The organism is Arthrobacter sp. 05N33_2 (assembly GCF_056397425.1).
Genome location: NZ_JBFTNJ010000009.1, coordinates 45059 through 71980, shown reverse-complemented (window position 1 = coordinate 71980; position 26922 = coordinate 45059). Strand labels below are relative to the sequence as shown.

Genomic DNA, 26922 nt, shown 5'->3' with positions numbered 1-26922 from the left:
AGCCGAGCAGAGGTCAGGAAACGCATGCACCGCACCGAGACAAGGCATGTCAGCGTTCAAGCACACCGGGACAAGGTGCGGGCCCTGCTGGCCCCCCTGCGCACCGAGGGGCGGGTGGAACGGCTCCCGCTGCTCGAAGCCCTGGGCCGGGGGCTCGCCGCCGACATCCTGGCGCCGCTGGACCTTCCCCCCTTCGCCAACTCGCAGATGGACGGCTTCGCGATCCGCAGCGCCGACGTGCCCGACGGCGGCAGGGAACTGCGTGTCGTCGCGCCCGTCCCGGCCGGAGCCACACCGGCGGAACTGGCCGCCGGCACGGCCGCCCCGATCATGACCGGCGCGATGATGCCGGCCGGGGCCGACGCCGTCGTTCCCATCGAGCAGGCCGTGCCCGATTCCTTCCCGGTGCCGGGGGAGCCCGCCACGGTCCACTTGCCGGCCGCCGCCGCCGGAACGTTCGTGCGCGACGCCGGCAGCGACATCCGCTCCGGCGAGCTCGCCCTCAGCGCGGGGACCTTCCTCGGCCCTGGCCAGCTGGGACTGCTGGCGGCGATGGGCTACACGGAGGTGCCCGTTCGTCCCTTCCTCCGGGTCCTCCTGGTCACCACCGGCGACGAGGTGGTGGAACCGGGCAGCCCGCTCGGACCGGGCAAGATCTTTGACTCCAACGGCACACTGCTCGAGTCCTCCATGCGCCAGGCCGGGCTCCAGGTCACACGGACCGGCGTCTCCACGGACCAGCCGGATGAGCTCGCCGCGTTGCTGCGCCGGCACGCCCCCGCCGCGGACCTGATCGTCACCACCGGCGGCGTCAGCAAAGGTGCCTACGAGGTGGTCCGGCAGGCAATGGCCGGACACGACGTCGAATTCGGCGCCGTGGCGATGCAGCCGGGCGGCCCGCAGGGGATCGGCAGCTTCGACGGCGTCCCTGTGCTGGGGTTCCCGGGCAATCCGGTGAGCTGCCTGGTGTCCTTTGAAATGTTCCTGCGCCCGGTCCTCACGGAACTGTTCGGCGCCCCGGCGCCCCGGCCCGCCGTCCGCGCGCGCCTCGCCGAACCGCTGACCTCCCCGGCGGGCAAGCACCAGGTGCGGCGCGGCACGCTGGCTCCGGACGGCACGGTCAGGCTGGAGGGCGGCGCGGGCTCCCACTTGGTCCATGCCTTGGCCCGTTCCAACGCCCTCGTCCACGTGCCAGAGGGAACAGCGGCGCTCGCAGCGGGCGACGAAGTGGAAGTATGGATCCTGTGAATGATGTAGAAAACCCTGAAGCGGATGCCGCACCGGCGGACAATGGCGAAGCGGGCAACGGCGAAGCGGACAAAAGAGCCGTGGGCAACACCCGCCTGACCCACCTCCGCCACGACGGCACGGCCCAGATGGTGGATGTGTCCAACAAGGCGCAGTCCACCCGGGAAGCCACGGCCACCGCGACCGTCCGCAGCACGGCCGAGGTCCTGTCCCTCCTCGGCGGCGGTGAGCTCCCGAAGGGCGACGCCCTGGCCGTGGCCCGCATCGCCGGGATCATGGCGGCCAAGAAGACGCCGGACCTGATCCCGCTCTGCCACCCGCTCCCGATCGCCAAGGTCACCATCGACTTTGAGCTCGACACCGACGCCGTGACAATTTTCGCCACGGTCAAGACACGCGGCGTCACCGGGGTCGAGATGGAAGCCCTGACTGCGGCGACGGTCGCGGCACTGAGCGTGTACGACATGATCAAGGCCGTGGACAAGCACGCGGTCCTGACCGATATCAAGGTGCTCGCCAAAAGCGGCGGCAAGAGCGGGGACTGGACCCTATGAACATGCCCGAACCCCACCGCCACGGCGAAGCCACGGGCCGCAAGGCCGGTGTCGTGATCGCCTCCACCCGGGCGGCCTCCGGCGTCTATGAGGACCTCACGGGCCCTGTCATCATCGATTGGCTCACCGAACACGGCTTCGAGCCGTTCCCCGCCATGGTGGTGCCGGACGGGGCGCCGGTCGGGGCCGCGCTGAGGGCCCTGCTGAGCCAGCAGCCGGCCGTCATCATCACCAGCGGCGGCACCGGGCTGAGCCCCACCGACGCAACGCCGGAGCAGACGCTGCCCCTGCTGGACCGGGAAATCCCCGGCATCATGGAGGGCATCCGGAACGCCGGAACGGCCAAGACTCCGATGGCCATGCTCAGCCGGGGCCACGCGGGCGCAGCCGGACAGACGTTCATCGTGAACCTGCCCGGATCCCCGAAAGGCGTGATGGACGGTCTGGCCGTGCTGGATCCCATCGTTGGACACCTTTGCGACCAACTGGAAGGCAGCCATGGGCACTAATACCGGATTTGAAATCGTGCACGCCGTGCTGAGCGCCGAACCCATCTCGGTGGAGCAGGCCATAGCGGCGGTGGAGTCGGACACGGCAGGAGCGGTGGTCAGCTTCAGCGGCGTTGTCCGCAACCACGACGGCGGCAAGCAGGTCTCCCGGCTCAGCTACAGCGCCCACCCGACGGCGCACCAGGTGATGGCCGACGTCGTCGCCGGGCTTGTGGCGGAGCACTCGGTCCCGGCCGGGAATGCCGTGCCCGGCGGATCTCCGGAGGACGCCGCCGGCGGCGCCGGCGCCACCCGGGACGAGCGGCAGCCGGTGCGGATCTGGGCGGCCCACAGGATCGGCATGCTGGAGATCGGCGATCCGGCCCTGGTGTGCGCCGTCTCGGCGGCCCACCGCGGCCAGGCCTTCGCCGTATGTGCAGAACTCGTCGACCGGATCAAGGCCCAAGTGCCGATCTGGAAGGAACAGTTTTTCGCCGACGGCACCGTGGAGTGGGTCGGCGCCGGCGAGTAGACGCCGTGGTGACCGGCAGGAAGCCGGCTCCGGATCAGGAGGAAAGAACCCTGCGCCGGACCCCCGCCCGGTCGACCCCCAGTTCCTTGAGCAGCACGGCTGCAGGATCGTGTTCCTGGCAGTCCAGCAGCGACAGCAGCAGATTCGCGGTGGTGATATGTCGTGACTTCTGGTCCATGGCGTACCGAAGCATGCCTTCCATTACCGACCGGGCGCCCGAGCTGAAGGGCGGCTTCTTCCCCCGGCTGGGCATGGGGACGCGCTCAAAGCCGTGGGCATCTATGCCGATTGATGCGAGTGCCGTGCGGTCAAGCCTCGCCGCCGCGGCCCGTGCCTGATCGAGCATGACACCCAGAAGGGCGGCGGGAGCAGGATCGTGGAGCGCCCCCAGCAGCAGATGATCCGTGCCCAGCCGCTTGTCGCCGCTGCAGCGGGCCTCGTCCATGGCGAAGCCAACGATTTTTCGGGTGTCGTCGGCAAATCGTTCAAACATGGCTTGATCTCACTCTCGGTATTTTGCGTGGACGGACTGCCGCGAGACGCCCAGGGCGTCGCCGATCTGCTCCCAGGTCCATCCCCGCTGTCGGGCAGCTCTGACCTGCGCTGCCTCGACCTGTTCTGCCAGGCGATGGAGGGCGCCGACCGCCCGCAGACCGACGGCGGGATCGAGTGAATGAATATGCGCGGACAGGTCATCGGTCTCCATGCCTGTCAGTTTAGATTGACAGGCATAAGGGCGTCAATCCAGCCTGACAGGCCTGGGTCGGCGTGTGACCCATCGAGCCGGCGGGCCGGGCCTTGCGGAACGTTGCTCACGCCGCGTGGCTGTCAGGCTGTCGCCCGCGGCGGCGGCCCTGTAACCAAGCGCCGCCGGTTCCGGAACCCAGCGGCCCCGGCGGTAGGGTTGATGGCATGACCGAACAACTCTCCGTCGCCGTGCTGGGCGCCAGCGGTCGCATGGGCGCAGAGGCCGTGAAGGCCATCGACGCCGCCGCGGACCTGACGCTCGTCGCGGCCCTTGGCCGCAACGACCCACTCGACTCCCTTGTCAGCTCCGGCGCGCAGGTCGTGGTGGACCTGACCGTCCCCGAAAGCACCGAGGCGAACGTTCGCTTCGCCGTCGAGCACGGCATGCACGCCGTGGTCGGCACCACCGGCTGGGATGCCGGCCGGCTCGCGGGGCTGGAAGAACTCCTCGCCAACCGGCCTGGCGTCGGCGTCCTGATCGCCCCGAACTTCGCCCTCGGCTCCGTCCTGGCCTCCGCCTTCGCCGCCAAGGCGTCCAAGTACTTCGAATCCGTTGAAATTATTGAGCTGCACCACCCGGACAAGGTCGACGCGCCCTCCGGCACGGCCGTGCGCACGGCACAGCTGATCTCGGCCGAGCGCTCCGAGGCTGGCGTGCCGTCCAGCCCGGACGCCACCACCTCGGAACTCGCCGGTGCCCGCGGCACCGACGTCGACGGCATCCGGGTCCACAGTGTCCGGCTGGCCGGTCTTGTCGCGCATCAGGAGGTCCTGCTGGGCGGGCCGGGGGAGCAGCTGACCATCCGCCACGACTCCTTTGACCGTGCGTCCTTCATGCCCGGGGTGCTGTTGGGGATCCGCAGCGTCGCCGCTCACCCCGGTCTCACCGTGGGACTCGACGGTTACCTGGACCTGGGACTCTGAGTCAGATGTCCGCTGCCTTGACAGCCCTGAAAGCGAACCGCACCAAGATCTGGGTGGGGGCCGTCACCCTGCTGCTCGTGTTTTACCTGGTGGTGTCCCTTCAGCGTTCCGTGCTCCTGATGTCCGACCCCAGCCTCGTGGCGAAGGCGATCGGCGTCGCCTACCTGGTGCTGCCGGTCATTGGGGCCTGGGCCCTGATCCGGGAACTGCTGTTTGGTGCCCGCACTGAGCGGTTGGCAAAGATCCTCGAAGCCGAGGGGGGCCTGCCGGAGGACACTCTGCCGCGCACACCCGCCGGCCGGATCATCCGCGAAGCCGCCGACGCCGAATTTGAGAAGTACCGCGCCGAGGCCGAAGCTGCCCCCGAGGACTGGCGTTCCTGGTTCCGGCTCAGCTGTGCGTACGATGCTGCCGGAGACCGCAAGCGCGCCCGCGCCTCAATGCGCGACGCCGTGCGGATGTTCCGCGCCGGGGAGCAGAAGAACTAGCCGAACACCGTTTGCCGGGCCGCGCCGGGCCCGGCGGCGGAACGCAGCGTCAGATCCGGCGGCGGAACTTAGCGCACGCGTCGAGGCCGGCGGACTTGGGCCGGCTGGTGCCGGCCCGCCTGGCTGGCCGCATGGGTCGCCCACTCCAGCGGCCCGCGCCACGCCATGGCCGCGAAGACTCCGCCGGCCACCAGCATCCCGACAGCCTGCGCGAAATACACACCCTCCACGGTCCAGCCCGGCATCAAGGGCTGGTCGTGCAGGGCAGCCATGATGCACAGGTGAGCCGTGTAGAGGCTCAACGTCATGGCCCCGGCTCCGCGCAGCGGCAGCAGCAGATCCAGTTCCAGCCAGTCGCCCAGCCGGCCCAGCAGCAGGCACAGGCCGATCACGGCGGCAGCGGCCCCCGAGGTGTGCAACAGATCCAGCGTGGTGCCGGAGTGCGGTGCACTCGTGGCCAGCCACCACACTGAGCCTGACTGGTCGATGCCGGCCAGGTTGACCTGCAGCAGGCTCTCCAGCGGGTAGGCGGGATCGCCGATGTGCGCCTGAAGTGCCTGCCTGCCGCCCCAGTCCTCCAGCATGAGCGTCCCCAGCCACTTGGACATGACGGCCACCACAGTGCCGGCAGCAACGAGCAGGAATGGCACGGCCGCTTTCCACAGCGCCATCCGGCCGATCGCCAGCCCTACGAGGAGATAAGCGATCCACTGCAGGACAGGGTAGTAGCCCGTGAGAAAGAGGTCGCCCAGCAGCCTGGCCGGGGCGGCCAGATCCTCCCAGCTTGGGTTGTGCCCCAGCCGCAGGGGCGGATCGGCGGACAGCAGCCACGGCCGCAGGAGGTAGGCCAAGGCGGGGGCAGCCAGTATCCAGAGGACCGCGAGTGCCGCCAGGCGTTTCAGCCCAAGCCCGACAAAGGGCAGCACGCACAGGAACAGCAGGGCGTAGTGGACCAGAATTATCGCGATGTTGACTTCCAGCCCGCCCAGGGAGAGCCCGACGGCACCGATCACGAGCGCCCGCAAGGCGATGCCTCTGCGGGCACCCCGCAGTTCGGCGCCCTCAAGCGGCTGCTGTTTCCCCGTGGACAAGGCGAGCCCGACTCCGGCCAGCACGGCGAACAGCGCGGCTGCCCGTCCGGAAAACGCCAGGCCGATCCAGGTGGGCGTGAGCTGCGGGTCCGGCTCAAAGGTTGCCAGCACATGGGTGGCCATCATGGCCAGCAGGGCCAAGCCGCGCGCGGCGTCGATACCGGCCAGCCGGACGCCGGGGGGAGTGCCCCGAACGGTCCGGGAAGCCGTAGTCATTCCGCGCGCCGTCATCATCTGATCGTCTCACGATCGGCCCGGTGACCGTCTCATCTTCGGCCTGCCCGCAGCCCCGATCCTTCTCCGGGCATCCCTTGTATTCGAATATATGTTCGAATACGATGGGCGCATGAACGACGCCCCAGAGCCAGCCTTCCTGAAGCCCGAATTCACCGGCCGGGAATCCACAAGCCGACAATTTCCGGGCCCGGATCCGTCGGGCCCGCAATGGACCAGCGCGACGCCTGGCGGACGGACGAACGGTGGCGAGCCGGCGGCCGGCGTCCTCAAAGCCATGAGCCCGGGCGTCGTGGACTTCCTCTTCCGGCGCTTGGTCGCCGGGGAGCCGGCCGAGGACGTTCAGTGGGGGAAGGAAGGTGCGGCGCTGGCCGCGGTGCCCCCGGGAGCTGAGCTGGCCCGGCGGCTGGCTGAGACGGACCTCGACGCCCTCACTCCAACCGAATTGTTCGACTACGTGCGGGCGGCCCAGCGTCTAGCCGTCTGGGCAGAGGCCCTTCGCGAAACCGCCGTCGGGCGTTACTGCTCGGCGCCATCGGCTCCCTCCGGCGAAAGACGGGGTGCATAGGATGGCAGGGTGACCACTGGCTCAATCACCGCGCTGACGCTGTCCGCCGTCCAATACCAGGCCCTGGATGGTGGCGTTGCCGCCAACGTGCCCGAGCACATCCGGCTGATCGAAGACGCCGAGTCGCATGGAGCCCGGCTTGTCATCTTTCCCGAACTCTCGCTGACGGGATACCGGCTGGACCTGCTGGACGGACCCGGGGAGTGGCTGAGCGCGGCTGACGGGCGGCTGGACGGCATCCGGGAAATCTGCCGGCGCACCGGAATAACCGCCGTGGTCGGTGCCGCGTTCAAAGACGCGGACGGTACTCCGCGGCTGGCCGCCCTCGCGGTCCATCCAACAGGCTCCATCGAGACCAGCTTCAAAACGCACCTGCACGGACCGGAGCAGGATCTCTTCGTGGCCGGCAGGAATCCAGCGGTCCTGGAGATCGACGGCTGGAAGGTCGCCCTGGCGATCTGCTTCGACGCAGCCCGCCCCGGCCATGCGGAATGGGCCGCGGACGCCGGGGCGGACATCTATGCCGTCTCGGCCCTCTACACGGCCGGCGAAGACCACCGGCTGGCACTGCATCTCGGCGCCCGGGCCATGGACAACCGGATGTTCTCCGTCCTGGCGAACCTGGCGGGCGCCACGCCGCTCGGCCCTTCGTGTGGCCTGAGCGGGTTCTGGGGTCCTGACGGGCTCCCGCTCCGGCAGGCGGCCGGCACCGGCACCGAGGTGCTGACCGCGAGCCTCCAACACAGTGTGCTGGCGCGGTTTCGGCGGCTCTGAGTCCGGCCGGGCCGCCGAAACGTGACGCACGGCCGCCGAGTTTGACGTTCGTCACACCGCCGCCATTGTCCTAACATGCCGCAGACAAGGTAACGTTTTTCATATGGCTGACTCTGATATTCGCTCTTACACGTTCGGGACCCTCGTGACTGCCATGGTCACGCCTTTCACATCGGACGGTGAGGTCGACTACCGGCAGTCGGCGGAACTGGCGAGCAAGCTCGTCGACGACGGCAATGACGCCCTCGTGATCTCCGGCACCACGGGTGAGACCTCTACGCTCGAGGACGACGAAAAAGAGAAGCTCTTCCGCGTCATCGTCGAGGCCGTGGGCGACCGCGCCAAGGTCATCGCCGGAACCGGGACCAACCACACCTCGCACTCGATCGAGATGGCCAAGCGCGCCGCCAAGGCCGGAGCCCACGGCCAGCTGATCGTCACGCCGTATTACAACAAGCCCAGCCAGGCCGGTATCCAGGCGCACGTCGAGGCCGTGGCCGACGCCGCCGACCTCCCCGTCATGGTCTACGACATCCCCGGCCGCGCCGGCGTGCCCATCCTGCCCGAGACCATGATCCGGCTCGCCGACCACCCCAGGATCGTCGCCCTCAAGGATGCCAAGGCCGACTTCAACGCCCTCACGCGCGTCCTGGCGAACACCGATCTTGATGTCTACTCCGGCGACGACGGCCTCACGCTGCCGTGGATGGCCGCCGGTGCCGTCGGGCTGGTCAGCGTCTCCGCGCACGTCGCGACGCGGCAATTCCGTGCGCTGATCGATGCCGCACTTGCAGGCGATTTTGCTACCGCCCGCACCCTACATTTCGAACTGGACCCCGTGGTCCGCGCAGTGATGACCCACATTCAGGGTGCTGTCGCTGCCAAGCAGGTTCTTAAGTGGCAGGGAGTCCTGCCCAACTCGGTTGTCCGTTTGCCCCTCGTGGAGCCGGGCGAGGCCGAGATCGCAACCATCCGCGAGGATTTGGCGGAAGCGGGGATGGTCTTTTCCTGATCGGGAGCCAATCCTGATGGTTAAGAACCAGCCCGGCTTCAGCCTGGAAAGTAGTGCACTATGACCCAAACCGCCCTTCCCGGCCTTGTCACGCCGCCGCGCCTCCCGAAGAACACCCTGCGGATCGTGCCGCTCGGCGGACTCGGGGAAATCGGTCGAAACATGACCGTTTTCGAGATCGATGGCAAGCTCCTCATCGTTGACTGCGGCGTGCTCTTCCCCGAGGAGACCCAGCCCGGCGTCGACCTCATCCTGCCGGACTTCTCCTACATCGAGAACCGTCTCCAGGACATCGTCGCTGTGGTCCTGACCCACGGTCATGAAGACCACATCGGCGCCGTCCCCTACCTCCTGCGCCTGCGCGCCGACATCCCCATCGTCGGGTCACAGCTGACACTGGCCCTCATCGAGGCCAAGCTGCAGGAACACCGGATCAAGCCGAACACGAAGATCGTCGTCGAGGGCCAGGTCGAGAAGTACGGGCCCTTCGAATGCGAGTTCGTCGCCGTCAACCACTCCATCCCGGACGCCCTGGCCGTGTTCCTCCGCACCGCGGGCGGCACCGTCCTGCACACCGGTGACTTCAAGATGGACCAGCTCCCGCTGGATGGCCGCATCACCGACCTCCGGCACTTCGCCAAGCTGGGCGAAGAAGGCGTGGACCTGTTCATGTCGGATTCGACCAATGCCGACGTCCCGGGGTTCACCACCGCCGAGAAGGAAATCGGACCCACCCTGGACCGGCTGTTCGGGCAGGCCTCCAAGCGCATCATCGTCGCGTCCTTCTCCTCGCACGTGCACCGCGTCCAGCAGGTTCTCGATGCCGCCGCCAACCACAACCGCAAGGTTGCCTTCGTGGGCCGCTCCATGGTCCGGAACATGGCCATCGCCGCGAAACTGGGCTACCTGGAGGTCCCGGCCGGGATCCTGGTCGACATCAAGAACATCGACAACCTGCCGGACAACCGGGTTGTGCTGATGTCCACCGGCTCCCAGGGCGAGCCCATGGCCGCCCTGTCCCGCATGGCCAACGGCGACCACCGCGTCGTCGTCGGCGAGGGCGATACCGTCATCCTTGCGTCCAGCCTGATCCCGGGCAACGAAAACGCCGTCTTCCGCATCATCAACGGACTGCTGAAGCTCGGCGCCGACGTCATCCACAAGGGCAACGCCAAGGTTCACGTCTCCGGCCACGCTGCCGCCGGCGAGCTGCTGTACTGCTACAACATCCTTGAGCCGCTCAACGCCATGCCGGTGCACGGCGAAACCCGCCACCTCATCGCCAACGGCAAGATCGCCCTCGAATCCGGAGTGCCGGAGGAAAGCATCCTGCTCGCGGACAACGGCACAGTGATCGATCTTCGCGACCACCAGGCCGACATCGTGGGCCAGGTCGAGGTTGGCTTCGTCTACGTCGACGGCTCCAGCGTCGGCGAGGTCACCGAAGCAGACCTCAAGGACCGCCAGACCCTCGGCGATGAGGGCTTCATCTCCATCATCACGGTCATCCACCGTGCCACCGGCAAGGTGGTGTCCGGGCCGGAAATCCACGCCCGCGGCGTGGCCGAGGACGATTCCGTCTTCGACGAGATCATCCCCAAGATCAATGAGGCCCTCGAAGAAGCCGTGCTGAACCGCACGGACCACACGACGCACCAGCTGCAGCAGGTCGTCCGCCGGGTCGTCGGCACGTGGGTCAACCGCAAGCTCCGCCGCAAGCCCATGATCATCCCGGTGGTCCTTGAGGCGTAAGCCTCAGGTGGTTCACTGGGCGTAAGCCTCAGGTGGTTCACCGGGCGTAAGCCTCAGGTGGTTCGCCGGGCGTAAGCCTCAGGTGGTTCACCGGGCGTAAGTCCTTCACTCGCACCTGGCGCATGCCTGGTCAACGGCCTTCCCCGCCATCCCGCAGCCTGAGCGCCGCGGGAAGCGGGGGAGGCCGTTCCCGTTGGTGGTGGCGGCAACATGATCCCGGACGCCCGGAAATTCGGGGTTTTCGGTCCGGCATCCGGTACCGTGGCGGGTATGGCGACTCGTACTTCTTCCGCGCCTAGAGGAAACTCAAGCGGCAAATCAGGCAGTTCTCCCGGCCGGGGGTCCCGTCCCGCCGCATCCAAATCCGCCCGGCCGCGGGGAGCCGCAGGTGGCACCGCAGGTGGGACCGCAGGTAGAAACACAGCCACCGCGCGGACCCGGCAGTCGGCCGTTGTTGAGCCGCACCAGCCCTGGGTGGTGAGGGTGCTGGCCGGTGCCTGGCTGGGCATCGCCCACGTGATCGGCGCCGGCATCCGGCGGGTCGGCCACGACGTCAGCGACCTCGCCCCCGAGGAGCGCCGCGACGGCGCCGCCCTGTTCAACCTGGCCCTGGGAGTCTTCGTTGCCACCTTCGCGTGGTGGGGGTTCCAGGGCTGGCTCCCTGACCTCGTGTTTGCGATCGTCAACGGCACGTTCGGCTGGATGGCCCTGCTGCTGCCGCTCATGCTGTTCGTGTGCGCCTTCCGCCTGTTCCGCCAGCCCGACGACGGCCGCGGCAACAACCGGGTCGGCATCGGTTTCCTCATCATGACGTTCGCCGGTTCCGGGCTGGCCCACATTATTGGCGGCCAGCCGACCGTCGCCGACGGCTTCGACGGCCTGCGCCGGGCCGGCGGCATGCTTGGCTACCTCGCCGCCGCCCCGCTCGCCGCCGTGCACACCGCCGTCCCCGTCGCGGTCTACGGCCTGCTGGCCTTCACCTCGCTGCTGATCGTCACCGCCACGCCCTTCGGCGCGATCCCGGGCCGCCTGCGCGACGCCTACGAGCACCTGATGGGCATCGACCTGCAGGACGACGACGGCGGCGACCGCCACGACCGCAGCTACCTTTACGAGAACGACGCGCCGGCCCCGCCCAGGAAGAAGCGCAAGCGCCTCTTCGGCAAGGACCACGACGACGAGTCCGGTCTGGAAGGCTACGTCGGCGACGAGGCCTTCGAACGCGCCCTCATCGCAGATGATGAAGCAGCGGACGCACCTCCGGCCAAGGGCGCGAGGGGCAAGGGGCGCTCTGGCGTCGCAGCCGACGCCGCGCCCGATGTCGCGCCCGGCGTCCGCCGTCCCACCCAGGCCGAGATCGCCGTCGAAAAGATCAAAGCCGCCCAGGGGCTCGGCACGGCAGGATCCGCCGGCGCTGCGGCGGAGTCCAGCGGCGACGCCACCGAGGCCATCCCGCTGGTCACTCCGGGGATGGTGGCCGCGGGATCGCTCAATGCAGCCGCTGCGGCCGCCAAGGTCCCCTCCAACCCGGTCGCGCCCGCACCGCTGCCCACCCCCATTCCGCAGCGCACCGAGCAGCTTTCCCTGGCCGGCGACGTCACCTACACCCTGCCGGCGTCGGACGTGCTGACGCCCGGTTCCATCCCCAAGGAACGCACCGAGGCCAACGACGCGATTGTCGCCTCGCTCACCGAGACCCTCAACCAGTTCAACGTGGAGGCGCAGGTCACCGGCTTCAGCCGCGGCCCCACCGTGACCCGCTACGAAATCGAACTGTCCCCGGGCACCAAGGTGGAACGGGTCACCGCCCTGTCCAAGAACATCTCCTATGCCGTGGCCAGCTCGGATGTGCGCATCCTGAGCCCCATCCCGGGCAAGTCGGCCATCGGCATCGAAATCCCCAACACGGACCGCGAAACCGTGTCCCTGGGCGACGTGCTCCGCAGCCAGAACGCCCGCCGCACCGACCACCCCATGGTCATGGGGGTCGGCAAGGACGTCGAGGGCGGGTACGTCGTGGCCAACCTGGCCAAGATGCCGCACCTGCTCGTGGCCGGCGCCACCGGTGCCGGTAAGTCCTCGTTCGTGAACTCGATGATCACCTCCATCCTGATGCGGGCCACCCCGGACGAGGTCCGGATGGTCATGGTGGACCCCAAGCGCGTGGAACTCACCGCCTACGAGGGGGTCCCGCACCTCATCACCCCGATCATCACCAACCCGAAGAAGGCGGCCGAGGCCCTGCAGTGGGTGGTCCGGGAAATGGATGCCCGCTATGACGACCTCGCGAATTACGGCTTCAAGCACATCGATGACTTCAACAAGGCTGTCCGGGCCGGCAAGGTCCACCCGCCGGTGGATTCCAAGCGCGTCATCAAGCCGTACCCATACCTGCTGGTCATCGTGGACGAACTCGCCGACCTCATGATGGTGGCCCCGCGCGACGTCGAAGACTCGATTGTCCGCATCACGCAGCTGGCCCGTGCGGCCGGCATCCACCTGGTCCTGGCCACCCAGCGCCCGTCGGTCGACGTCGTGACCGGCCTGATCAAGGCGAACGTGCCCTCCCGCATGGCCTTCGCCACCTCCTCTGTCACCGACTCCCGGGTGGTCCTGGACCAGCCGGGCGCCGAGAAACTCATCGGCCAGGGCGATGCCTTGTTCCTGCCGATGGGGGCCTCGAAGGCCATGCGTGTCCAGGGTGCCTGGGTCACCGAGTCCGAGATCCACAAGGTCGTCGAGCACGTCAAGGGCCAGCTCAAGGCCGTCTACCGCGACGACGTCGCGCCCGAGGCGCAGAAGAAGCAGATCGATGACGACATCGGGGACGATCTCGAGGTCCTGCTCCAGGCAACCGAGCTCGTGGTCACCACCCAGTTCGGCTCCACCTCGATGCTCCAGCGCAAGCTCCGCGTCGGCTTCGCGAAGGCCGGCCGTCTCATGGACCTGCTCGAGTCCAGGGGAGTGGTGGGGCCCTCCGAAGGTTCCAAGGCGCGCGACGTGCTGGTCAAGCCCGATGACCTCGCCGCAGTGCTGGCCGCGATGAAGGGACAGGACGGCCCGGTGTCCGCCGACTCGCAGACCGCGGCGCTGAGCGATAACGCCAACGCGAACATCGCCCAGGGCGGTTACGCCGAGGACCTCGTGGCGGCGGACCTGGAGAACCGCACCCAGGCGATCGACTACCACGACGGCGCCGACGGCGGTTCCGGCGACGAGGACGGCTCAGAGGACGCCTGGTCGCTCACCGGCCGGTAGCGCAGACGGTAGCCTAGGAAGGTGAATAGCGCCGAAGCCAACGCCGGATCCGCCTCGCGGATCTGGAACCTGCCGAATGTCCTCACGATGCTGCGGATAGTGCTGGTGCCGTTCTTCGTCTGGTTCCTCCTCCTCGACGCGCCGGGGCTGCAGGCCCAGAACGGCGTCTGGCGCTGGGCGGCCGCCTTCGTTTTCGCGGTGGCCATCTACACGGACAAGCTCGACGGCGACATCGCCCGGTCCCGCGGCCTCGTCACCGACTTTGGCAAGATTGCCGACCCGATCGCCGACAAGCTCCTGATCGGTTCCGCGCTGGTCATGCTCTCCTTGCTCCAGGAACTGCCCTGGTGGGTCACCATCCTGATCCTGGTCCGGGAGTGGGGCATCACCGCCCTGCGTTTCTTCGTCATCCGCTACGGCGTTATCCCGGCCTCGCGCGGCGGCAAGCTCAAGACGGTGGTGCAGACGGCGGCCATCTTCCTCTACGTCCTTCCGTTGGCATCCCTCGCCCCGTGGCTGGGCGTTGTGGCGTTCATCGTGATGATGGCCGCCTTGGCCATCACCCTGTGGACCGGCGGCGAATACGTCATTGAGGCGCTCAAACTGCGGGCGGCCGGCATCAAGGCAGAGAAACAACGTTCAAGGGAGAACAAGCCATGAACCAGCCGGACCCCGTTCCTCACCCCAACCTGCACCCCAATCTGCATCCCAATCTGCACCGCCTGGCGGAGCAGGCCGTCACCGGCGCCCTCGGCCGCGGCCTGACCGCCGCCACCGCCGAATCCCTCACCGCCGGGATGGTCACCGCCGTGCTGGCCGACACGCCCGGCGCCTCCGGGATGCTGCAGGGCGGCGTGGTGTCCTATGCCAACAGGGTCAAGTCCGACGTCCTCGGCGTCCCCGCTGAGCTGCTCGACGCCGTCGGCTCCGTGGACGGCCAGGTAGCCGCAGCCATGGCCGACGGGGCGCGCCGCATCTGCGGCGCCGATATCGGCGTGTCCACTACCGGCGTGGCCGGTCCCGAACCGCACGACGGCAAAGCGGTGGGCACGGTCTTTGTCGGCATCGCCACGGCGGAAGGATCGACGTCGTACCCCTATTCCTTTGACGGCAGCCGCGCCGAGATCCGCGCACTTGCGTGCGGCGCCGCGCTGGAACGTCTGCTGGAGGCCCTATCTTCCGAAGGCTACCGGGCGTAAAGTTGCCGGGAACAAAAGTTGATTCCGAATAGTTGTTACATTGTGTCGCTTCCAAATGAGGGAGGCGCCTAGGATGAAAACATCAGCAGAGTCCGCCCCCACCGGCGGACTCGACAGTACGAGGAGCAAGGCGATACAGATGGTAAAGCAGCCCGTATCCGTAAACGGCGTTGTCCGCTGGAAGGATGTGGGCCTCGCCGATCAGGCCAAGAGCGAACAGAAGGAGCGCAAGATGGTTGTACTACGTCACGAAATCGGTGATGTCCTGCGCGATGTCCGCCAGCGCCAGGGCCGTACGCTCCGCGAAGTCTCGCACAGTGCCCGCGTTTCCCTGGGCTACCTGAGCGAAGTGGAACGCGGCCAGAAGGAAGCCTCCTCGGAGTTGCTCTCCTCGATCTGCTCGGCCCTCGATGTTCCGCTTTCGAGCATGCTCCGCGAAGTCAGCGACCGCGTCGCGGTCGCCGAGGGCGTCGCGGTTCCGGACACCGTTCCCCAGGAGTTCGCGCAGCGCTATGGCCGCGACCTCGACCGGGAACTGAACTCCGATCTCTCCGACGAGCTGGCCAAGGGCCTCCTTTCCGGGGCGCGCTAGCAGCCAGCTCACCTAAGACCTAAGACACAAAAGAGGACCTCCGGCCCAGGCCGGAGGTCCTTTGTCGTGTTTCGGTGACCAGGGTTCCCGGTGGGGGGTCAGGCGGGCTCGTCCCGGGGGAAACCGTCGCGCTCGTAGGTGGCATTGAGCTTGGCCATGTACATGGCCAAAGCCTGCAGATCCTCGGCCGGCCATTCCGCCAGGCGTTCCCGGAACACCTCACGCCGTGCGTCCTGGACCTGGTGCATCCTTTCCTCGCCTTCGGACGTCAGCCGGATGGCCTGCGCCCGGCCGTCCAGCGGGTCAGCCTCCTTCGACACCAGCCCGAGGCCCTCGAGGAAGGCGATCTGCCGGCTCACCGATGGCTTGCCGACGCCGATGCAGGAGGCTAGGTCGGTCAGCCGGATGGGGCCCTGCTGGCGGATCACGCTGAGCAGGCCGTAGGCGGCGGGTTCCATGTCCGGGTGGACCTGGCGCGAGAGCTGGTGGGAAATCGACCGGCCCCGGCGCCAGAGCAGGCTCAGCTGGTTCTCGACGGCGTCCAGGGCGGCGTCCGCGCCGGCGGTATCGGGAGCGGGATCTCCCGCGGACTCAGTTGGGTTGCTCATGGCAACCATTCTAGAGTCCCCGGCCGTGAGAGACTTTACTCGTGCGAATCAGTGACTTTTGGCGGCTTATGGACGACGAGTTCGGCGCGGGATACTCCCGCGTCCTGAGCAGTTCGCTGGTCCTGGCCGGGGTCGGAGGCCGCACCGCGGACCAGGCGCTCGGCGCCGGAGTTCCGCCGCGCCAGGTGTGGCTTGCCATGTGCGACGTCCAGGACGTTCCGCCGGAACGCCGCCTGGGCCGCGACGTCAAACCCCGTGACACCACCGGGCCCCGCTGACGCCTGCGTCGTCGCGCTGACGCCTGACACGCCGTCCGCTTGTTCGAATATCTGTTCGGATAGCGATATGCTTTTTTTCAGACCGTTTTCCACATAAGTGGTTCTCCCGACAACTTTGTCGGAGGGTGCCAGTAGCGTCAGTGATGACAGACAAAGGCCTCCACGGCCACTCCACAGCGAGAAAGTATTAGAGGTGTGAATCATGGCCGCAGCCCCGGATCGCCAGAAGGCGCTCGACGCAGCGCTTGCCCAGATTGACAAGCAGTTCGGCAAAGGCTCGGTCATGCGCCTCGGCGATGAAGTCCGTGCGCCCATCGAAGTCATCCCGACCGGGTCCATCGCACTCGACGTCGCCCTGGGAATTGGCGGCCTGCCCCGCGGCCGCGTCGTGGAAATCTACGGTCCGGAATCATCCGGTAAGACCACGGTCGCGCTGCACGCGGTTGCCAATGCCCAGCGCCAGGGCGGCATTGCCGCCTTCATCGACGCCGAGCACGCCCTCGATCCGGAATACGCCGCCAAGCTGGGCGTCGACACCGACGCGCTCCTGGTCTCCCAGCCGGACACCGGCGAGCAGGCGCTGGAAATCATGGACATGCTTATCGGATCCGGCTCCCTTGACGTCATAGTCATCGACTCCGTGGCCGCCCTCGTTCCCCGCGCGGAAATCGAAGGCGACATGGGCGACAGCCACGTGGGCCTGCAGGCCCGCCTGATGAGCCAGGCCCTGCGTAAGATCACCGGCCGCCTGAGCCAGACGAAGACCACGGCCATCTTCATCAACCAGCTGCGTGAAAAGATCGGTGTCTTCTTCGGCTCCCCGGAAACCACCACCGGTGGTAAGGCGCTGAAGTTCTATGCCTCCATCCGCATCGACGTCCGCCGCATCCAGACCCTGAAAGAGGGCGCCGATTCCGTCGGCAACCGCACCAAGGCCAAAATCGTCAAGAACAAGATGGCCCCGCCCTTCAAGATCGCCGAGTTCGACATCATCTACGGCCAGGGCATTTCCCGTGAGGGCGGCATCATCGACATGGGTGTCGAGCACGGCCTGATCAAGAAGTCGGGCTCCTGGTTCACCTACGATGGCGACCAGCTGGGCCAAGGCATGGAGAACTCCCGCCGCTTCCTGCGCGACAACCCGGAGCTGGCGGCCGAACTCGAGCGCCTGATCAAGGAAAAGCTCGGCGTTGGCGTCAAGGCCCCGGCTGAGACCGAAGAATCTCCGAAGCTGAAGGCCGTTGACGGCTTCTAACAGCCGGCGGCGCAAAGGGGCAGGATTTCCATCACGGAATCCTGCCCCCGGCTTTGCCGGCCCGGATCAGCCGGCGGACCGCACCGATGGCGCGGATTCGCCGGCCGGGCAGGACCGGGACGCGGACCCCGCGGCGGTGGCGCGTGCCATCGTGCTGCGGCAGCTGACGAATTCGCCCAAGAGCCGGCTGCAGCTCTCGCGCAAGCTGGCCGAGCGCAACGTCCCTGAGGACGTCGCGGAGGCCGTGCTGGACCGCTTCGAGGAAGTGCGGCTGGTTGACGACGCCGAGTTCGCCGACATGTGGGTCCGCAGCAGGTCCCAGACGCGCAAGCTCGCCAAAGGGGCCTTGCGGCGCGAACTTGCGGACAAGGGCATCGACCCGGAGATCGCTGCCGGTGCACTGGACCAGCTCAGCGACGCCGACGAGGAAACGGCCGCCCGGGAGCTCGTGGAGCGCAAGCTGCGGGGATTCACCGGCGGCGAAGACCGGGCCGAACGCGACAAAGTTACGCGCCGCCTCGCGTCAATGCTGGCCCGCAAGGGATACCAGCCGTCGCTCGCCTTCCGGGTGGTGGGTGAGGTGCTCGATGCCGCCGCCGGCCAAGCGGGGGACGGGGATTAGGACCGCCGGGCCGGGGTCTGCGCTGGCCCAGCCGCTGCCCACTACCCTTACCCGTTACCCTTAACAGGTGAGTTTTACCATTCCCTCCCCAACGGCCGGCACGACTTCTCCGACAGCGCCACCGGCGGTGCAGCCGGCAGGGCCCCAGACATTCGGTGCGGACCCCGTTTCCGCACCGGAAAGTCCCGCCCCGGCCCAGCCCCGCACCTACCAGGTGCGCACTTTCGGCTGCCAGATGAACGTGCACGATTCCGAGCGGATGGCCGGCATGCTGGAAGCCGCAGGCTACGTCCCCTCCTCCGGCGAGCTGGCCGACGTCGTGGTCTTCAACACCTGCGCGGTCCGGGAAAACGCCGACAACAAGCTGTACGGCAACCTCGGCATCCTCGCCCCGGTCAAGGCAGCCAACCCGGGCATGCAGATCGCCGTCGGCGGCTGTCTCGCGCAAAAAGACCGCGAGACCATCCTCAAGAAGGCCCCGTGGGTGGATGCCGTGTTCGGCACCCACAATGTCGGTGCCCTGCCGGCGCTGCTGGACCGGGCCCGCCACAACAATGAGGCCCAGCTGGAGATCCTCGAATCGCTGGACGTCTTTCCGTCCACCCTCCCCACCAAGCGGGACTCCGTCTACTCGGGCTGGGTATCGATCTCGGTGGGCTGCAACAACACCTGCACCTTCTGCATCGTCCCGGCCCTGCGGGGCAAGGAAAAGGACCGCCGCCCCGGCGAGATCCTGGCCGAAATCCAGGCGCTCGTGGACGACGGTGCCATCGAGGTAACCCTGCTGGGCCAGAACGTGAACTCCTACGGCGTCGAATTCGGCGACCGGCAGGCCTTCTCCAAGCTCCTGCGCGCGTGCGGCGACATCCCGGGCCTGGAGCGGGTCCGGTTCACCAGCCCGCACCCGGCCGCCTTTACCGACGACGTCATCGACGCCATGGCCGAGACGCCCAACGTCATGCCGCAACTGCACATGCCCCTGCAGTCCGGCTCGGACAAGGTCCTCAAGGACATGAAGCGGTCCTACCGCTCGACCAAGTTCCTCGGCATCCTGGACAAGGTCCGCGAGAAGATCCCGCACGCCGCCATCTCCACCGACATCATCGTCGGGTTCCCCGGCGAGACCGAGGAGGACTTCCAGGCCACCCTCGACGTCGTGGCGAAGTCCCGGTTCGCCACCGCCTTCACCTTCCAGTACTCCAAGCGGCCGGGCACGCCCGCCGCGGACCTGCCGGACCAGCTGCCCAAGGCCGTGGTCCAGGAACGCTTCGAACGCCTCACGGCACTGCAGGACCGGATTGCCGCCGAGGAAAACGCCCGGCAGCTTGGCCGCCGCGTCGAGGTCATGGTGACGGCGCAGTCGGGCCGTAAGGCTGGGGAAACCCACCGCCTCTCCGGCCGGTCCCGGGACCAGCGGCTGGTGCACTTCTCCGTGCCCGCCGGAGCCGAAGTGCCCCGGCCCGGCGATCTGGTGACTGTCACCATCACAGAGGCGGCGGCGTTCCACCTCGTCTCCGACCCCGCCTCGGCCGAGGACTACAGCCTGCGCCGGTCCCGTGCCGGCGATGCCTGGGACCGGTCGCAGGCAGATTCCTGCGGCGCCCCGGCCAGCCCGGCGGGCAAGACCAGCGCGTCGGGCACCTCCGGCGTGTCGCTGGGCATGCCCAGCCTCCCGGTCCGCGGCCGTTAGCGCCGTGCCCGGCCCGCAGGGCGCTCCCCGGAACGAAGCAGTCCAGAACCCAGCAGCCCGGGCCACAGCGGCCGAGGACACAGCCCGGGCCTTGGCGGTCGAGGGCACTGCCCAGCAGGACACGGCCCAGCAGGACGCTGCCCAAAATGCGGCGGCGCAGGGGGCACGGCCGGCCGCGCCGCCGGTGATCGCCGTCGTCGGGCCGACCGGATCCGGCAAATCAGACCTGGCCGTTTCCCTCGCCCTTGAGCTCGACGGTGAAGTCATCAACGCCGACTCGATGCAGTTCTACCGCGGCATGGATATCGGAACCGCCAAGATCACCGAGGTGGAGCGCCGCGGTGTGCCGCATCACCTGCTGGACATTCTGGACGTGACCGAGGAAGCGAGCGTCTCGGACTTCCAGCAGCAGGCCCGGGCGTTGATCGCCGACATCCACGGCCGGGGTAAGCGCGCCATCCTGGCCGGCGGCTCCGGACTCTACGTCCGCGCCGCCCTCGACGTCCTGGAATTCCCCGGCACGGATCCGGACATCCGCGGCCGGCTCGAGGCGGAACTGGCTACCGCGGGCCCCGCGCCCCTGCGGCAACGGCTCGAGGCAGTGGACCCCGTCTCCGCGGGCAGGCTCGGCGATGAGCGCAGGATCATCCGCGCCCTGGAAGTCTTCGAGCTCACCGGGCGGCCATTCAGCTCCTTCATGCCGGCCCGCCAATACTTCCAGCCTGCCGTCCAGATCGGACTCGAGGTGGACCGGGAACTGCTCCGGCAGCGCCTGGCCGACCGGGTCCACGCGATGGTGGACCGGGGGCTCCTGGACGAAGTCCGCCGGCTGGACGCAGCAGGGCTCCGCAGCGGCCGGACCGCGCCGCGGGCCCTCGGCTACGCCCAGTTCCTCCGGGTGCTCGACGGTGCCTTCAGCGTGGAGCAGGCCGCGGACGAAACCATCATCGCCACCCGGCAGTTCGCGCGCCGCCAGCTGACCTGGTTCCGTGCGGATCCCCGGGTCACCTGGCTGGGCTGGCACGATCCTGACCTCGTGGCCGAGGCCGCCGGCCTCTGCCGGGCGACGCCGGTTCTGCCTCCGGCGTAGCGCTTGGGTCACGGTGCCGGAGCGGTCGGGGCGGAACGGTAACCTTGGAGCATGGACGAATCCCAAGCCGTAGCCGCTGACCGTACTGCCGGCGATACCGCCCCGCTGAGCGGCCTGAAGTTTTCCAAAGGCCACGGAACGGGCAACGACTTTGTCCTGATCGCAGACCCCAACGGCGCGCTCGAGTTGAGCCCGGAGCACGTCGCGGCGCTCTGTGACCGGCACCGTGGCATCGGCGGCGACGGCCTGATCCGGGCCGTGCCTTCCCGGCTCCTGCCCGAGGGGCAGCAATTGCTGACCGCGCACCCCGATGCCGAGTGGTTCATGGACTACCGCAACGGCGACGGCTCGCTCTCTGAGATGTGCGGAAACGGAGTCCGCGTCTTTGTGCACTTCCTCATCGCCGAAGGCCTCGTGGACCTGCCGGCCGGCGAATCGCTCGTCATTGGAACCCGGGGCGGTGCCAAGACGATCGTCCGGACGGCTGCGGGCTACGCCGTGGACATGGGCCCCTGGGAATTCATTTTCCCGGGCGAGGCGACCGCGCGGGCCATGGACTCGCTGGTCAGCGCCGACGGGCTCGAAGTCGCACGGCCCGCCCTCTCCGTCAGCATGGGCAACCCGCACACTGTCGTGGCCCTGGCCGAAACAGCCGAACTGGAGGCCACGCAGCTGTTCACGGCCCCCCGGGTGGACCCGACGCCGCCGCACGGCACCAACGTCGAATTCGTTGTGCCCTCCGAACCACTGGTCCACGACGGCACCGGCACCATCACCATGCGGGTCCACGAGCGCGGAGTGGGGGAGACCCAGTCATGCGGCACGGGCGCCTGCGCCGCCGCCGTCGCGATTCGCCACTGGGCCGGCCAGGGCGCACCGGACGCGTGGAACGTCCACGTCCCCGGCGGCGTCGTCGGCGTGAAATTCTTCCTGGGCCCGGAGGGGCACGAACACGTCGAACTCAGCGGCCCGGCCGTGATCGTCGCTAGCGGGACGCTTTCCTGATTCGAAGGATCCGGAACGACTTCGACGTGCTCTCCCGGGTCACGCTGAAGCTGGCGTCGAGCTCCGCCGAGAGCCAGCGCTGCAGCGAGTCCGAGCCGAGGTTCTTCTGGACCACGAGCCAGGCCGATCCGCCCGGCGCCAGCCTGGGAATCCACAGGCGCAGGAGGGCATGAAGCTCATCCTTGCCGATCCTGATCGGCGGGTTGGACCAGATGGTGTCAAAGCGCAGGTCGGGGTCCACGGCGTCCGGCGTGCTGGCGGATACGTTGTGCAGCCCCAACAGCCCGGCGTTTTCATTGGTCAGGGTCACGCAGCGTTCGTTCACGTCCACCGCGTAGACCTGGGCGTGCGGTGCCCGCAGGGCCATGGTCAGGGCGATCGGTCCCCAGCCGCAGCCGATATCCAGCAGGTTGCCCTGCGGCGACGGCGCCGGGACGTCGGCCAGCAGCACGGCCGTCCCCTTGTCGATCCCGTCCGGGCTGAAGATCCCCGAGGACGTCTGCAGCCGGCGCGTCTCGCCGGCAAGATCCACAGTGAGCGGCTTACGGGTAAAGGGCCCGGCCGGCTGGGCGCTGAAATAGTGTGCAGACTCCATAATGGGCCAGATTAGTTCGCGGCCAGCCCGTATGGGAAACCGGGTGGGAGCGCCAGCGTCTGCTACGCTACAAAACATGATCTTGATCTCCAAGTAGCCGGCACGGGTCCCGTCCCGTCCTTGTCAGGGACGCCGAGGGACTCCGTAGCGATGCAGGTAAACGCCTTCCGCTGAGTGCGCCATTGCAGGGGTGAGTTTTCTCACCCGCGGGCGCCCGCACCACTTGGAATCCAGCCATTTCCCAGGCACCGTGTCTTGCTGGCACAGTTTTTCGAGCACCGTGCTCCCTGGCCCGCTCCCGGGCCCGGCGTGGCGGAGGCACCTACCTCAACGTGTTTGCACCGGCACCGGCACCGGCACCGCCCACACAGCCAGTGTCCCCGCAGCCAGGCGCCGTAGCCGCCTCTACCGTCCCCAGCCACCGCTCCGCACAGAGCCAGCCCCGCCCCGGCGCCGTTGCCGCAGGCATTCCAGGAGGCCCGCATGACCCCCCGCCGTCAGCCCAGCGCGAATACCGCCCCACAGAGCAACAATCGGCACTATTCTGAAAGTGCCGAACCTTTAAAGGAGACCATGACCAGCCACCCCAACACCGGACCCGATTCAGCAGCCCAGGACATGAGCCCTGAAGAGATTCAAGCTGTAATCGACCGGATCCTTTCCAAGGACACCCCCGCCCCAGGCCGCGGCGGCGGCACCGGCCATGGCACCGCCGCCGGTGCTGGCACCAGCAGCCCGACGTCGGTGCTCGGCAAGGCGCAGGCCATCTCCCGCCTGGACGAGGTGTACACCAACTTCGACGGCGACCAGCAGGACCTTGAGGAACGGCACGCACTGCGCCGCAAGGCCGGCCTGTCCACCGAACTCGAAGACGTCACCGAGGTCGAATACCGGCAGTTGCGCCTTGAGCGCGTCGTCCTGGCCGGGCTCTGGACCGAGGGCACCCTCGCGGACGCCGAGAACTCCCTGCGCGAACTTGCTGCCCTCGCTGAGACGGCCGGCTCCGAGGTCCTCGACGGGCTCGTCCAGCGGCGCGCCAAGCCCGATCCCGGGACTTTCCTCGGCTCCGGCAAGGCACAGGAACTGAAAGCCATCGTGATGTCCACCGGTGCCGACACCGTCGTCGTCGACGCCGAATTGGCCCCGTCCCAGCGGCGCGGGCTGGAGGACATCGTCAAGGTCAAGGTCATTGACCGTACAGCGCTGATCCTGGACATTTTCGCCCAGCACGCCAAGAGCCGTGAAGGCAAGGCGCAGGTGGAGCTCGCCCAGCTCGAATACCTGCTCCCGCGCCTGCGCGGCTGGGGTGAATCGATGTCCCGCCAGGCCGGTGGCCAGGTGGGCGGCGCCGGTGCCGGCATGGGCTCGCGTGGTCCCGGTGAGACCAAGATCGAACTGGACCGCCGTCGGATCCGCACCCGGATGGCCAAGCTGCGGCGCGAAATCGCCGCTATGAAGCCTGCCCGGGAAACGAAGCGCGCCAACCGCCGTCGTAATGCCGTGCCCTCTGTCGCCATCGCCGGGTACACCAACGCCGGGAAGTCCTCGCTGCTGAACCGGCTGACCGACGCAGGGGTGCTGGTGGAAAACGCCCTGTTCGCCACCCTGGACCCCACCGTCCGCAAGGCCGAAACCGCTGACGGGCTGGGCTACACCCTGGCCGACACCGTGGGCTTTGTCCGTTCCCTGCCCACCCAGCTCGTGGAGGCATTCCGCTCCACGCTGGAAGAGGTCGCCGACTCTGACCTGATCCTGCATGTCGTGGACGTCTCGCACCCAGATCCGGAAGGCCAGATCGCGGCTGTCCGGACGGTCTTCAGCGAAGTCGACGCGCGCAAGGTTCCGGAAATCATTGTCCTGAACAAGGCCGACGCCGCTGACCCGTTCGTAGTCGAACGGCTCAAGCAGCGCGAGCCGCGCCACGTGGTGGTCTCGGCCCGCACCGGCGAAGGCATTCCGGAACTGCTCAAGGCCATCAGCGACGGCATTCCGCGGCCCAGCGTGAAGCTTGAACTGCTCATCCCGTACAACCGCGGGGATCTGATCAGCAAGCTCCACGAGAGCGACGCCGAGATCCTCAGCCTCGACCACGAGGAAACCGGGACCCGTGCCGTGGTGATGGTGCGTGAAGGACTCGCCGCCGAACTGGATCCCTTCATCAGCAATGACTGAGGCTGCGGTGACCAGGACCGACGCCGAACCAGCCGACGCCGGGCCGGCCGACGCCGAACCAGCTGACGCTGGGCCGGCCGACGCCGATACCGGCGCCGGTTCGGTTGCCGGCGCGGCCGGCGAGGAGTTTGTTGTTAAGCTGCTCGACCGTGCCGTGTCCGGCATGGGCGGGCAGAGCCGCGATGGCCAGCACGAAATGGCCCGGCAGGTGGCGCGCGCGATAGACAGCGGCGATCACCTGCTGGTCCAGGCCGGCACCGGCACCGGCAAGTCGCTGGCCTACCTGATTCCGCTGATCGCGCATTCGCTGACCAGCAACAAACCCACCCTGGTCTCCACCGCCACCCTGGCACTGCAAACGCAGATTGTGGGCCGGGACCTGCCCAGGCTGCTCAAGACCATCACCCCTGCCCTGGAGCGGCCCGTCAAGGTCGCCCTGGTCAAGGGCCGGTCCAACTACGTCTGCCGGCACAAACTCGAGGGCGGCTTCCCGTCCGAAGAACCTTCCGAGGGACAGCTGTTTTCCCTCGGCGAGGACACGTCCGTGCCGCACTTCGCCGCCGCACTTGGCGGGCCGTCCTCCCAGCTGGGCAAGGAAGTTGTCCGGCTGCGCGAATGGGCCGAGGAGACCGCCACGGGGGACCGCGACGAGCTCATGCCGGGCGTCACGGACCGGGCCTGGCGCCAGGTCTCGGTCACCTCCATGGAGTGCCTCGGCGCGCAGAAATGCCCGCTCGCGGCCGAATGCTTCAGCGAACTGGCACGGCAGAACGCCGCCGATGCCGACGTCGTGGTCACCAACCACGCCATGCTCGCCGTCAGTGCCTTCGAAGGCCTGGCGGTCCTGCCGGAGTACGACGTCGTCGTGGTGGATGAAGCACACGAACTTCAGGACCGCGTCACGGGCGCGGTCTCAGGCCAGCTCTCCGTGGCGATGGTGCACGCCGCCGCGTCCGGGGCCCGGAAGCACACGGGCATCACCGTGGATGCGCTGAACAATGCCGCCGCCCACCTGGAGCTCGCCATCGACGGCGTCCCCAGCGGGCTGATGCCCAACGGCCTGAACAGCGAGCAGCTGGACTGCATCGACCAGCTGCGCGACGCGTGCCGCGCCGCCCTGTCAGATTCCAAGGGGGACAGCTCCGTGTCGGCGGACGGCGGACGGCAGCTGGCCCGCTCGCGCCTAATGGTCATCCTGGAGCTCTGTGAACGCCTCCTGGCGGCGCGCGAAAACCGCGAAGTCGTGTGGTTCTCCCGCAACAGCAGCTTCGACCCGGCGCAGGGCTACTCCCAGCCGGACGAGAGCGCGCCGGCGTGGATCAACGTTGCCCCGCTGAGCGTCGCAGGGCGGTTGCGCGAGGGCCTGTTCGCGGACCACACCGTCATCCTGACCTCGGCCACACTGGCCATCGGCGCTGCCTTCGAACCCGCCGCCGGCGGCCTGGGCCTGGTTGGCAACGGCGCCCCGAGCTGGACCGGCGTCGACGTCGGCTCCCCGTTCGACTACCCGAAGCAGGGCATCCTCTACGTAGCCCGGCACCTGCCCAAACCCGGCCGCGGAACGTCCCCCGAGGCCCTGGACGAACTCGAGAAGCTGATCCGCGCCTCCGGCGGAGGCGCCCTGTGCCTGTTCTCCTCGCGGCGCGCCGCAGAGGAAGCAGCCGAGGCCATGCGGCCCCGGCTGGGCCTCAGCATCCTGTGCCAGGGGGAGTCGACCATGACGGCGCTCGTGCGGCAGTTTGCCGACGAACCTGACACGTGTTTGTTCGGCACCATGTCCCTCTGGCAGGGCGTCGACGTCCCTGGCGTGTCCTGCCGGCTGGTGGTCATCGACCGGATTCCCTTCCCGCGGCCGGACGACCCGCTGATGACGGCACGTTCGCGGGCCGTGGCCCAGGCCGGCGGCAATGGCTTCATGGCCGTCTCGGCCACGCACGCCGCCATCCGCCTCGCGCAGGGCGCCGGACGGCTGATCCGCTCGACCTCGGATAAGGGCGTGGTGGCAGTGCTGGATTCGCGGCTCTCCACGGAGCGTTACGGCGGCTTCCTGCGCGCCGCGCTGCCGCCGTTCTGGCCCACCACCGATTCATCGATAGCCATGGCAGCCCTGAAGCGCCTGGCGAAAGACTCCGCGAAAGCCTAAGTC

27 protein-coding genes are annotated in these 26922 nt (G+C 68.1%); 22 read left to right on the top strand and 5 right to left on the bottom strand.

Going from position 1 to position 26922, the window contains the following annotated elements; translation table 11 throughout:
* Window positions 1–24: 24 nt before the first annotated feature.
* Genes AC1DHX_RS07475 through AC1DHX_RS07460 form a run of 4 tightly spaced genes read left to right on the top strand, consistent with a single transcriptional unit; the run spans window position 25 to window position 2822 of the window.
* Window positions 25–1248, top strand: coding sequence for a molybdopterin molybdotransferase MoeA (locus AC1DHX_RS07475; RefSeq protein ID WP_476859043.1), 1224 nt, complete (start codon window positions 25–27; stop codon window positions 1246–1248).
* Window positions 1245–1802, top strand: a complete 558-nt coding sequence (gene moaC / locus AC1DHX_RS07470) for a cyclic pyranopterin monophosphate synthase MoaC (RefSeq protein ID WP_476849443.1) — start codon at window positions 1245–1247, stop codon at window positions 1800–1802. The genes AC1DHX_RS07475 and moaC overlap by 4 nt, the downstream gene beginning before the upstream one ends.
* The gene (locus AC1DHX_RS07465; protein ID WP_476849444.1) at window positions 1799–2311 is read left to right on the top strand and encodes a MogA/MoaB family molybdenum cofactor biosynthesis protein; all 513 of its coding nucleotides are present in this window, start codon (window positions 1799–1801) and stop codon (window positions 2309–2311) included. The genes moaC and AC1DHX_RS07465 overlap by 4 nt, the downstream gene beginning before the upstream one ends.
* Window positions 2301–2822 carry a molybdenum cofactor biosynthesis protein MoaE gene (locus tag AC1DHX_RS07460; protein WP_476859042.1) on the top strand — a complete coding sequence of 174 codons (522 nt, stop codon included), beginning with the start codon at window positions 2301–2303 and terminating at the stop codon, window positions 2820–2822. The genes AC1DHX_RS07465 and AC1DHX_RS07460 overlap by 11 nt, the downstream gene beginning before the upstream one ends.
* A 34-nt stretch (window positions 2823–2856) precedes the next feature.
* On the opposite strand, the gene AC1DHX_RS07455 is transcribed toward AC1DHX_RS07460, so the two are convergent.
* The gene (locus AC1DHX_RS07455) at window positions 2857–3315 is read right to left on the bottom strand and encodes a Clp protease N-terminal domain-containing protein (protein ID WP_476859041.1); all 459 of its coding nucleotides are present in this window, start codon (window positions 3313–3315) and stop codon (window positions 2857–2859) included.
* Between the two features lie 9 nt (window positions 3316–3324).
* The gene (locus tag AC1DHX_RS07450) at window positions 3325–3528 is read right to left on the bottom strand and encodes a helix-turn-helix domain-containing protein (RefSeq protein WP_223914000.1); all 204 of its coding nucleotides are present in this window, start codon (window positions 3526–3528) and stop codon (window positions 3325–3327) included.
* Window positions 3529–3734: 206 nt separating this feature from the next.
* On the opposite strand from AC1DHX_RS07450, the gene dapB reads away from it, so the two are divergent.
* Together dapB and AC1DHX_RS07440 are read left to right on the top strand one after the other, a co-directional pair.
* Window positions 3735–4493, top strand: coding sequence for a 4-hydroxy-tetrahydrodipicolinate reductase (dapB, locus tag AC1DHX_RS07445; protein WP_476849447.1), 759 nt, complete (start codon window positions 3735–3737; stop codon window positions 4491–4493).
* Window positions 4494–4498: 5 nt separating this feature from the next.
* Window positions 4499–4981, top strand: a complete 483-nt coding sequence (locus tag AC1DHX_RS07440; protein WP_223913998.1) for a hypothetical protein — start codon at window positions 4499–4501, stop codon at window positions 4979–4981.
* A 68-nt stretch (window positions 4982–5049) separates the two neighbouring features.
* On the opposite strand, the gene AC1DHX_RS07435 is transcribed toward AC1DHX_RS07440, so the two are convergent.
* Window positions 5050–6303: a heparan-alpha-glucosaminide N-acetyltransferase domain-containing protein gene (locus AC1DHX_RS07435; protein ID WP_476859040.1), complete on the bottom strand. Its 1254-nt coding sequence runs from the start codon at window positions 6301–6303 to the stop codon at window positions 5050–5052.
* 115 nt (window positions 6304–6418) lie between these two features.
* Between AC1DHX_RS07435 and AC1DHX_RS07430 the strand changes: the two genes are divergently transcribed.
* The 8 genes from AC1DHX_RS07430 (at window position 6419) to AC1DHX_RS07395 (ending at window position 15461) form a co-directional block, all read left to right on the top strand.
* Window positions 6419–6874, top strand: a complete 456-nt coding sequence (locus AC1DHX_RS07430) for a hypothetical protein (protein ID WP_476859039.1) — start codon at window positions 6419–6421, stop codon at window positions 6872–6874.
* 9 nt (window positions 6875–6883) lie between these two features.
* Window positions 6884–7648: a carbon-nitrogen hydrolase family protein gene (locus tag AC1DHX_RS07425; protein ID WP_476859038.1), complete on the top strand. Its 765-nt coding sequence runs from the start codon at window positions 6884–6886 to the stop codon at window positions 7646–7648.
* Window positions 7649–7751: 103 nt separating this feature from the next.
* Window positions 7752–8660, top strand: coding sequence for a 4-hydroxy-tetrahydrodipicolinate synthase (gene dapA, locus AC1DHX_RS07420; protein ID WP_223913994.1), 909 nt, complete (start codon window positions 7752–7754; stop codon window positions 8658–8660).
* Between the two features lie 60 nt (window positions 8661–8720).
* Window positions 8721–10412, top strand: a complete 1692-nt coding sequence (locus AC1DHX_RS07415; protein ID WP_079551325.1) for a ribonuclease J — start codon at window positions 8721–8723, stop codon at window positions 10410–10412.
* Window positions 10413–10682: 270 nt separating this feature from the next.
* On the top strand, window positions 10683–13670 hold the full coding sequence (locus AC1DHX_RS07410) for an FtsK/SpoIIIE family DNA translocase (RefSeq protein ID WP_476859037.1): 2988 nt from the start codon (window positions 10683–10685) through the stop codon (window positions 13668–13670).
* Window positions 13671–13691: 21 nt separating this feature from the next.
* Window positions 13692–14330 (top strand): CDP-diacylglycerol--glycerol-3-phosphate 3-phosphatidyltransferase, encoded by a 639-nt coding sequence (gene pgsA, locus AC1DHX_RS07405; protein ID WP_079551323.1) that lies wholly within the window; start codon window positions 13692–13694, stop codon window positions 14328–14330.
* Window positions 14327–14869, top strand: a complete 543-nt coding sequence (locus AC1DHX_RS07400; protein ID WP_476856427.1) for a CinA family protein — start codon at window positions 14327–14329, stop codon at window positions 14867–14869. The genes pgsA and AC1DHX_RS07400 overlap by 4 nt, the downstream gene beginning before the upstream one ends.
* A 139-nt stretch (window positions 14870–15008) precedes the next feature.
* On the top strand, window positions 15009–15461 hold the full coding sequence (locus tag AC1DHX_RS07395) for a helix-turn-helix domain-containing protein (protein WP_018774460.1): 453 nt from the start codon (window positions 15009–15011) through the stop codon (window positions 15459–15461).
* Window positions 15462–15559: 98 nt separating this feature from the next.
* Here the strand turns inward: AC1DHX_RS07395 and AC1DHX_RS07390 are convergent, their stop codons facing one another.
* Window positions 15560–16069: a MarR family winged helix-turn-helix transcriptional regulator gene (locus tag AC1DHX_RS07390; RefSeq protein WP_223913991.1), complete on the bottom strand. Its 510-nt coding sequence runs from the start codon at window positions 16067–16069 to the stop codon at window positions 15560–15562.
* Window positions 16070–16110: 41 nt separating this feature from the next.
* Here AC1DHX_RS07390 and AC1DHX_RS07385 point away from each other — a divergent pair, with 41 nt between their 5' ends.
* From AC1DHX_RS07385 to dapF, 6 genes are all read left to right on the top strand, one after another.
* Window positions 16111–16347 (top strand): DUF3046 domain-containing protein, encoded by a 237-nt coding sequence (locus AC1DHX_RS07385; RefSeq protein WP_476856426.1) that lies wholly within the window; start codon window positions 16111–16113, stop codon window positions 16345–16347.
* 202 nt (window positions 16348–16549) lie between these two features.
* Entirely contained in the window at window positions 16550–17602 is a 1053-nt protein-coding gene (recA, locus tag AC1DHX_RS07380; RefSeq protein ID WP_018774457.1) for a recombinase RecA, read from the top strand.
* Window positions 17589–18224 carry a regulatory protein RecX gene (locus AC1DHX_RS07375; RefSeq protein WP_476856425.1) on the top strand — a complete coding sequence of 212 codons (636 nt, stop codon included), beginning with the start codon at window positions 17589–17591 and terminating at the stop codon, window positions 18222–18224. The genes recA and AC1DHX_RS07375 overlap by 14 nt, the downstream gene beginning before the upstream one ends.
* A gap of 214 nt (window positions 18225–18438) precedes the next feature.
* Window positions 18439–19914: a tRNA (N6-isopentenyl adenosine(37)-C2)-methylthiotransferase MiaB gene (gene miaB / locus AC1DHX_RS07370; protein WP_476859209.1), complete on the top strand. Its 1476-nt coding sequence runs from the start codon at window positions 18439–18441 to the stop codon at window positions 19912–19914.
* Between the two features lie 184 nt (window positions 19915–20098).
* Window positions 20099–21004: a tRNA (adenosine(37)-N6)-dimethylallyltransferase MiaA gene (gene miaA, locus AC1DHX_RS07365; protein ID WP_476859208.1), complete on the top strand. Its 906-nt coding sequence runs from the start codon at window positions 20099–20101 to the stop codon at window positions 21002–21004.
* Window positions 21005–21055: 51 nt separating this feature from the next.
* Window positions 21056–22009 (top strand): diaminopimelate epimerase, encoded by a 954-nt coding sequence (gene dapF / locus AC1DHX_RS07360; RefSeq protein WP_028277231.1) that lies wholly within the window; start codon window positions 21056–21058, stop codon window positions 22007–22009.
* On the opposite strand, the gene AC1DHX_RS07355 is transcribed toward dapF, so the two are convergent.
* A complete protein-coding gene (locus AC1DHX_RS07355) occupies window positions 21990–22604 on the bottom strand; it encodes a class I SAM-dependent methyltransferase (RefSeq protein WP_230008613.1) in 615 nt (204 codons plus the stop codon). The genes dapF and AC1DHX_RS07355 overlap by 20 nt on opposite strands.
* A gap of 573 nt (window positions 22605–23177) precedes the next feature.
* Between AC1DHX_RS07355 and hflX the strand changes: the two genes are divergently transcribed.
* Both hflX and AC1DHX_RS07345 read left to right on the top strand, forming a co-directional pair.
* Window positions 23178–24776 carry a GTPase HflX gene (gene hflX / locus AC1DHX_RS07350; protein WP_223913986.1) on the top strand — a complete coding sequence of 533 codons (1599 nt, stop codon included), beginning with the start codon at window positions 23178–23180 and terminating at the stop codon, window positions 24774–24776.
* Window positions 24769–26919, top strand: a complete 2151-nt coding sequence (locus AC1DHX_RS07345; protein ID WP_476859036.1) for an ATP-dependent DNA helicase — start codon at window positions 24769–24771, stop codon at window positions 26917–26919. Before hflX ends, AC1DHX_RS07345 begins: the two co-directional genes overlap by 8 nt.
* Window positions 26920–26922 lie beyond the last annotated feature (3 nt).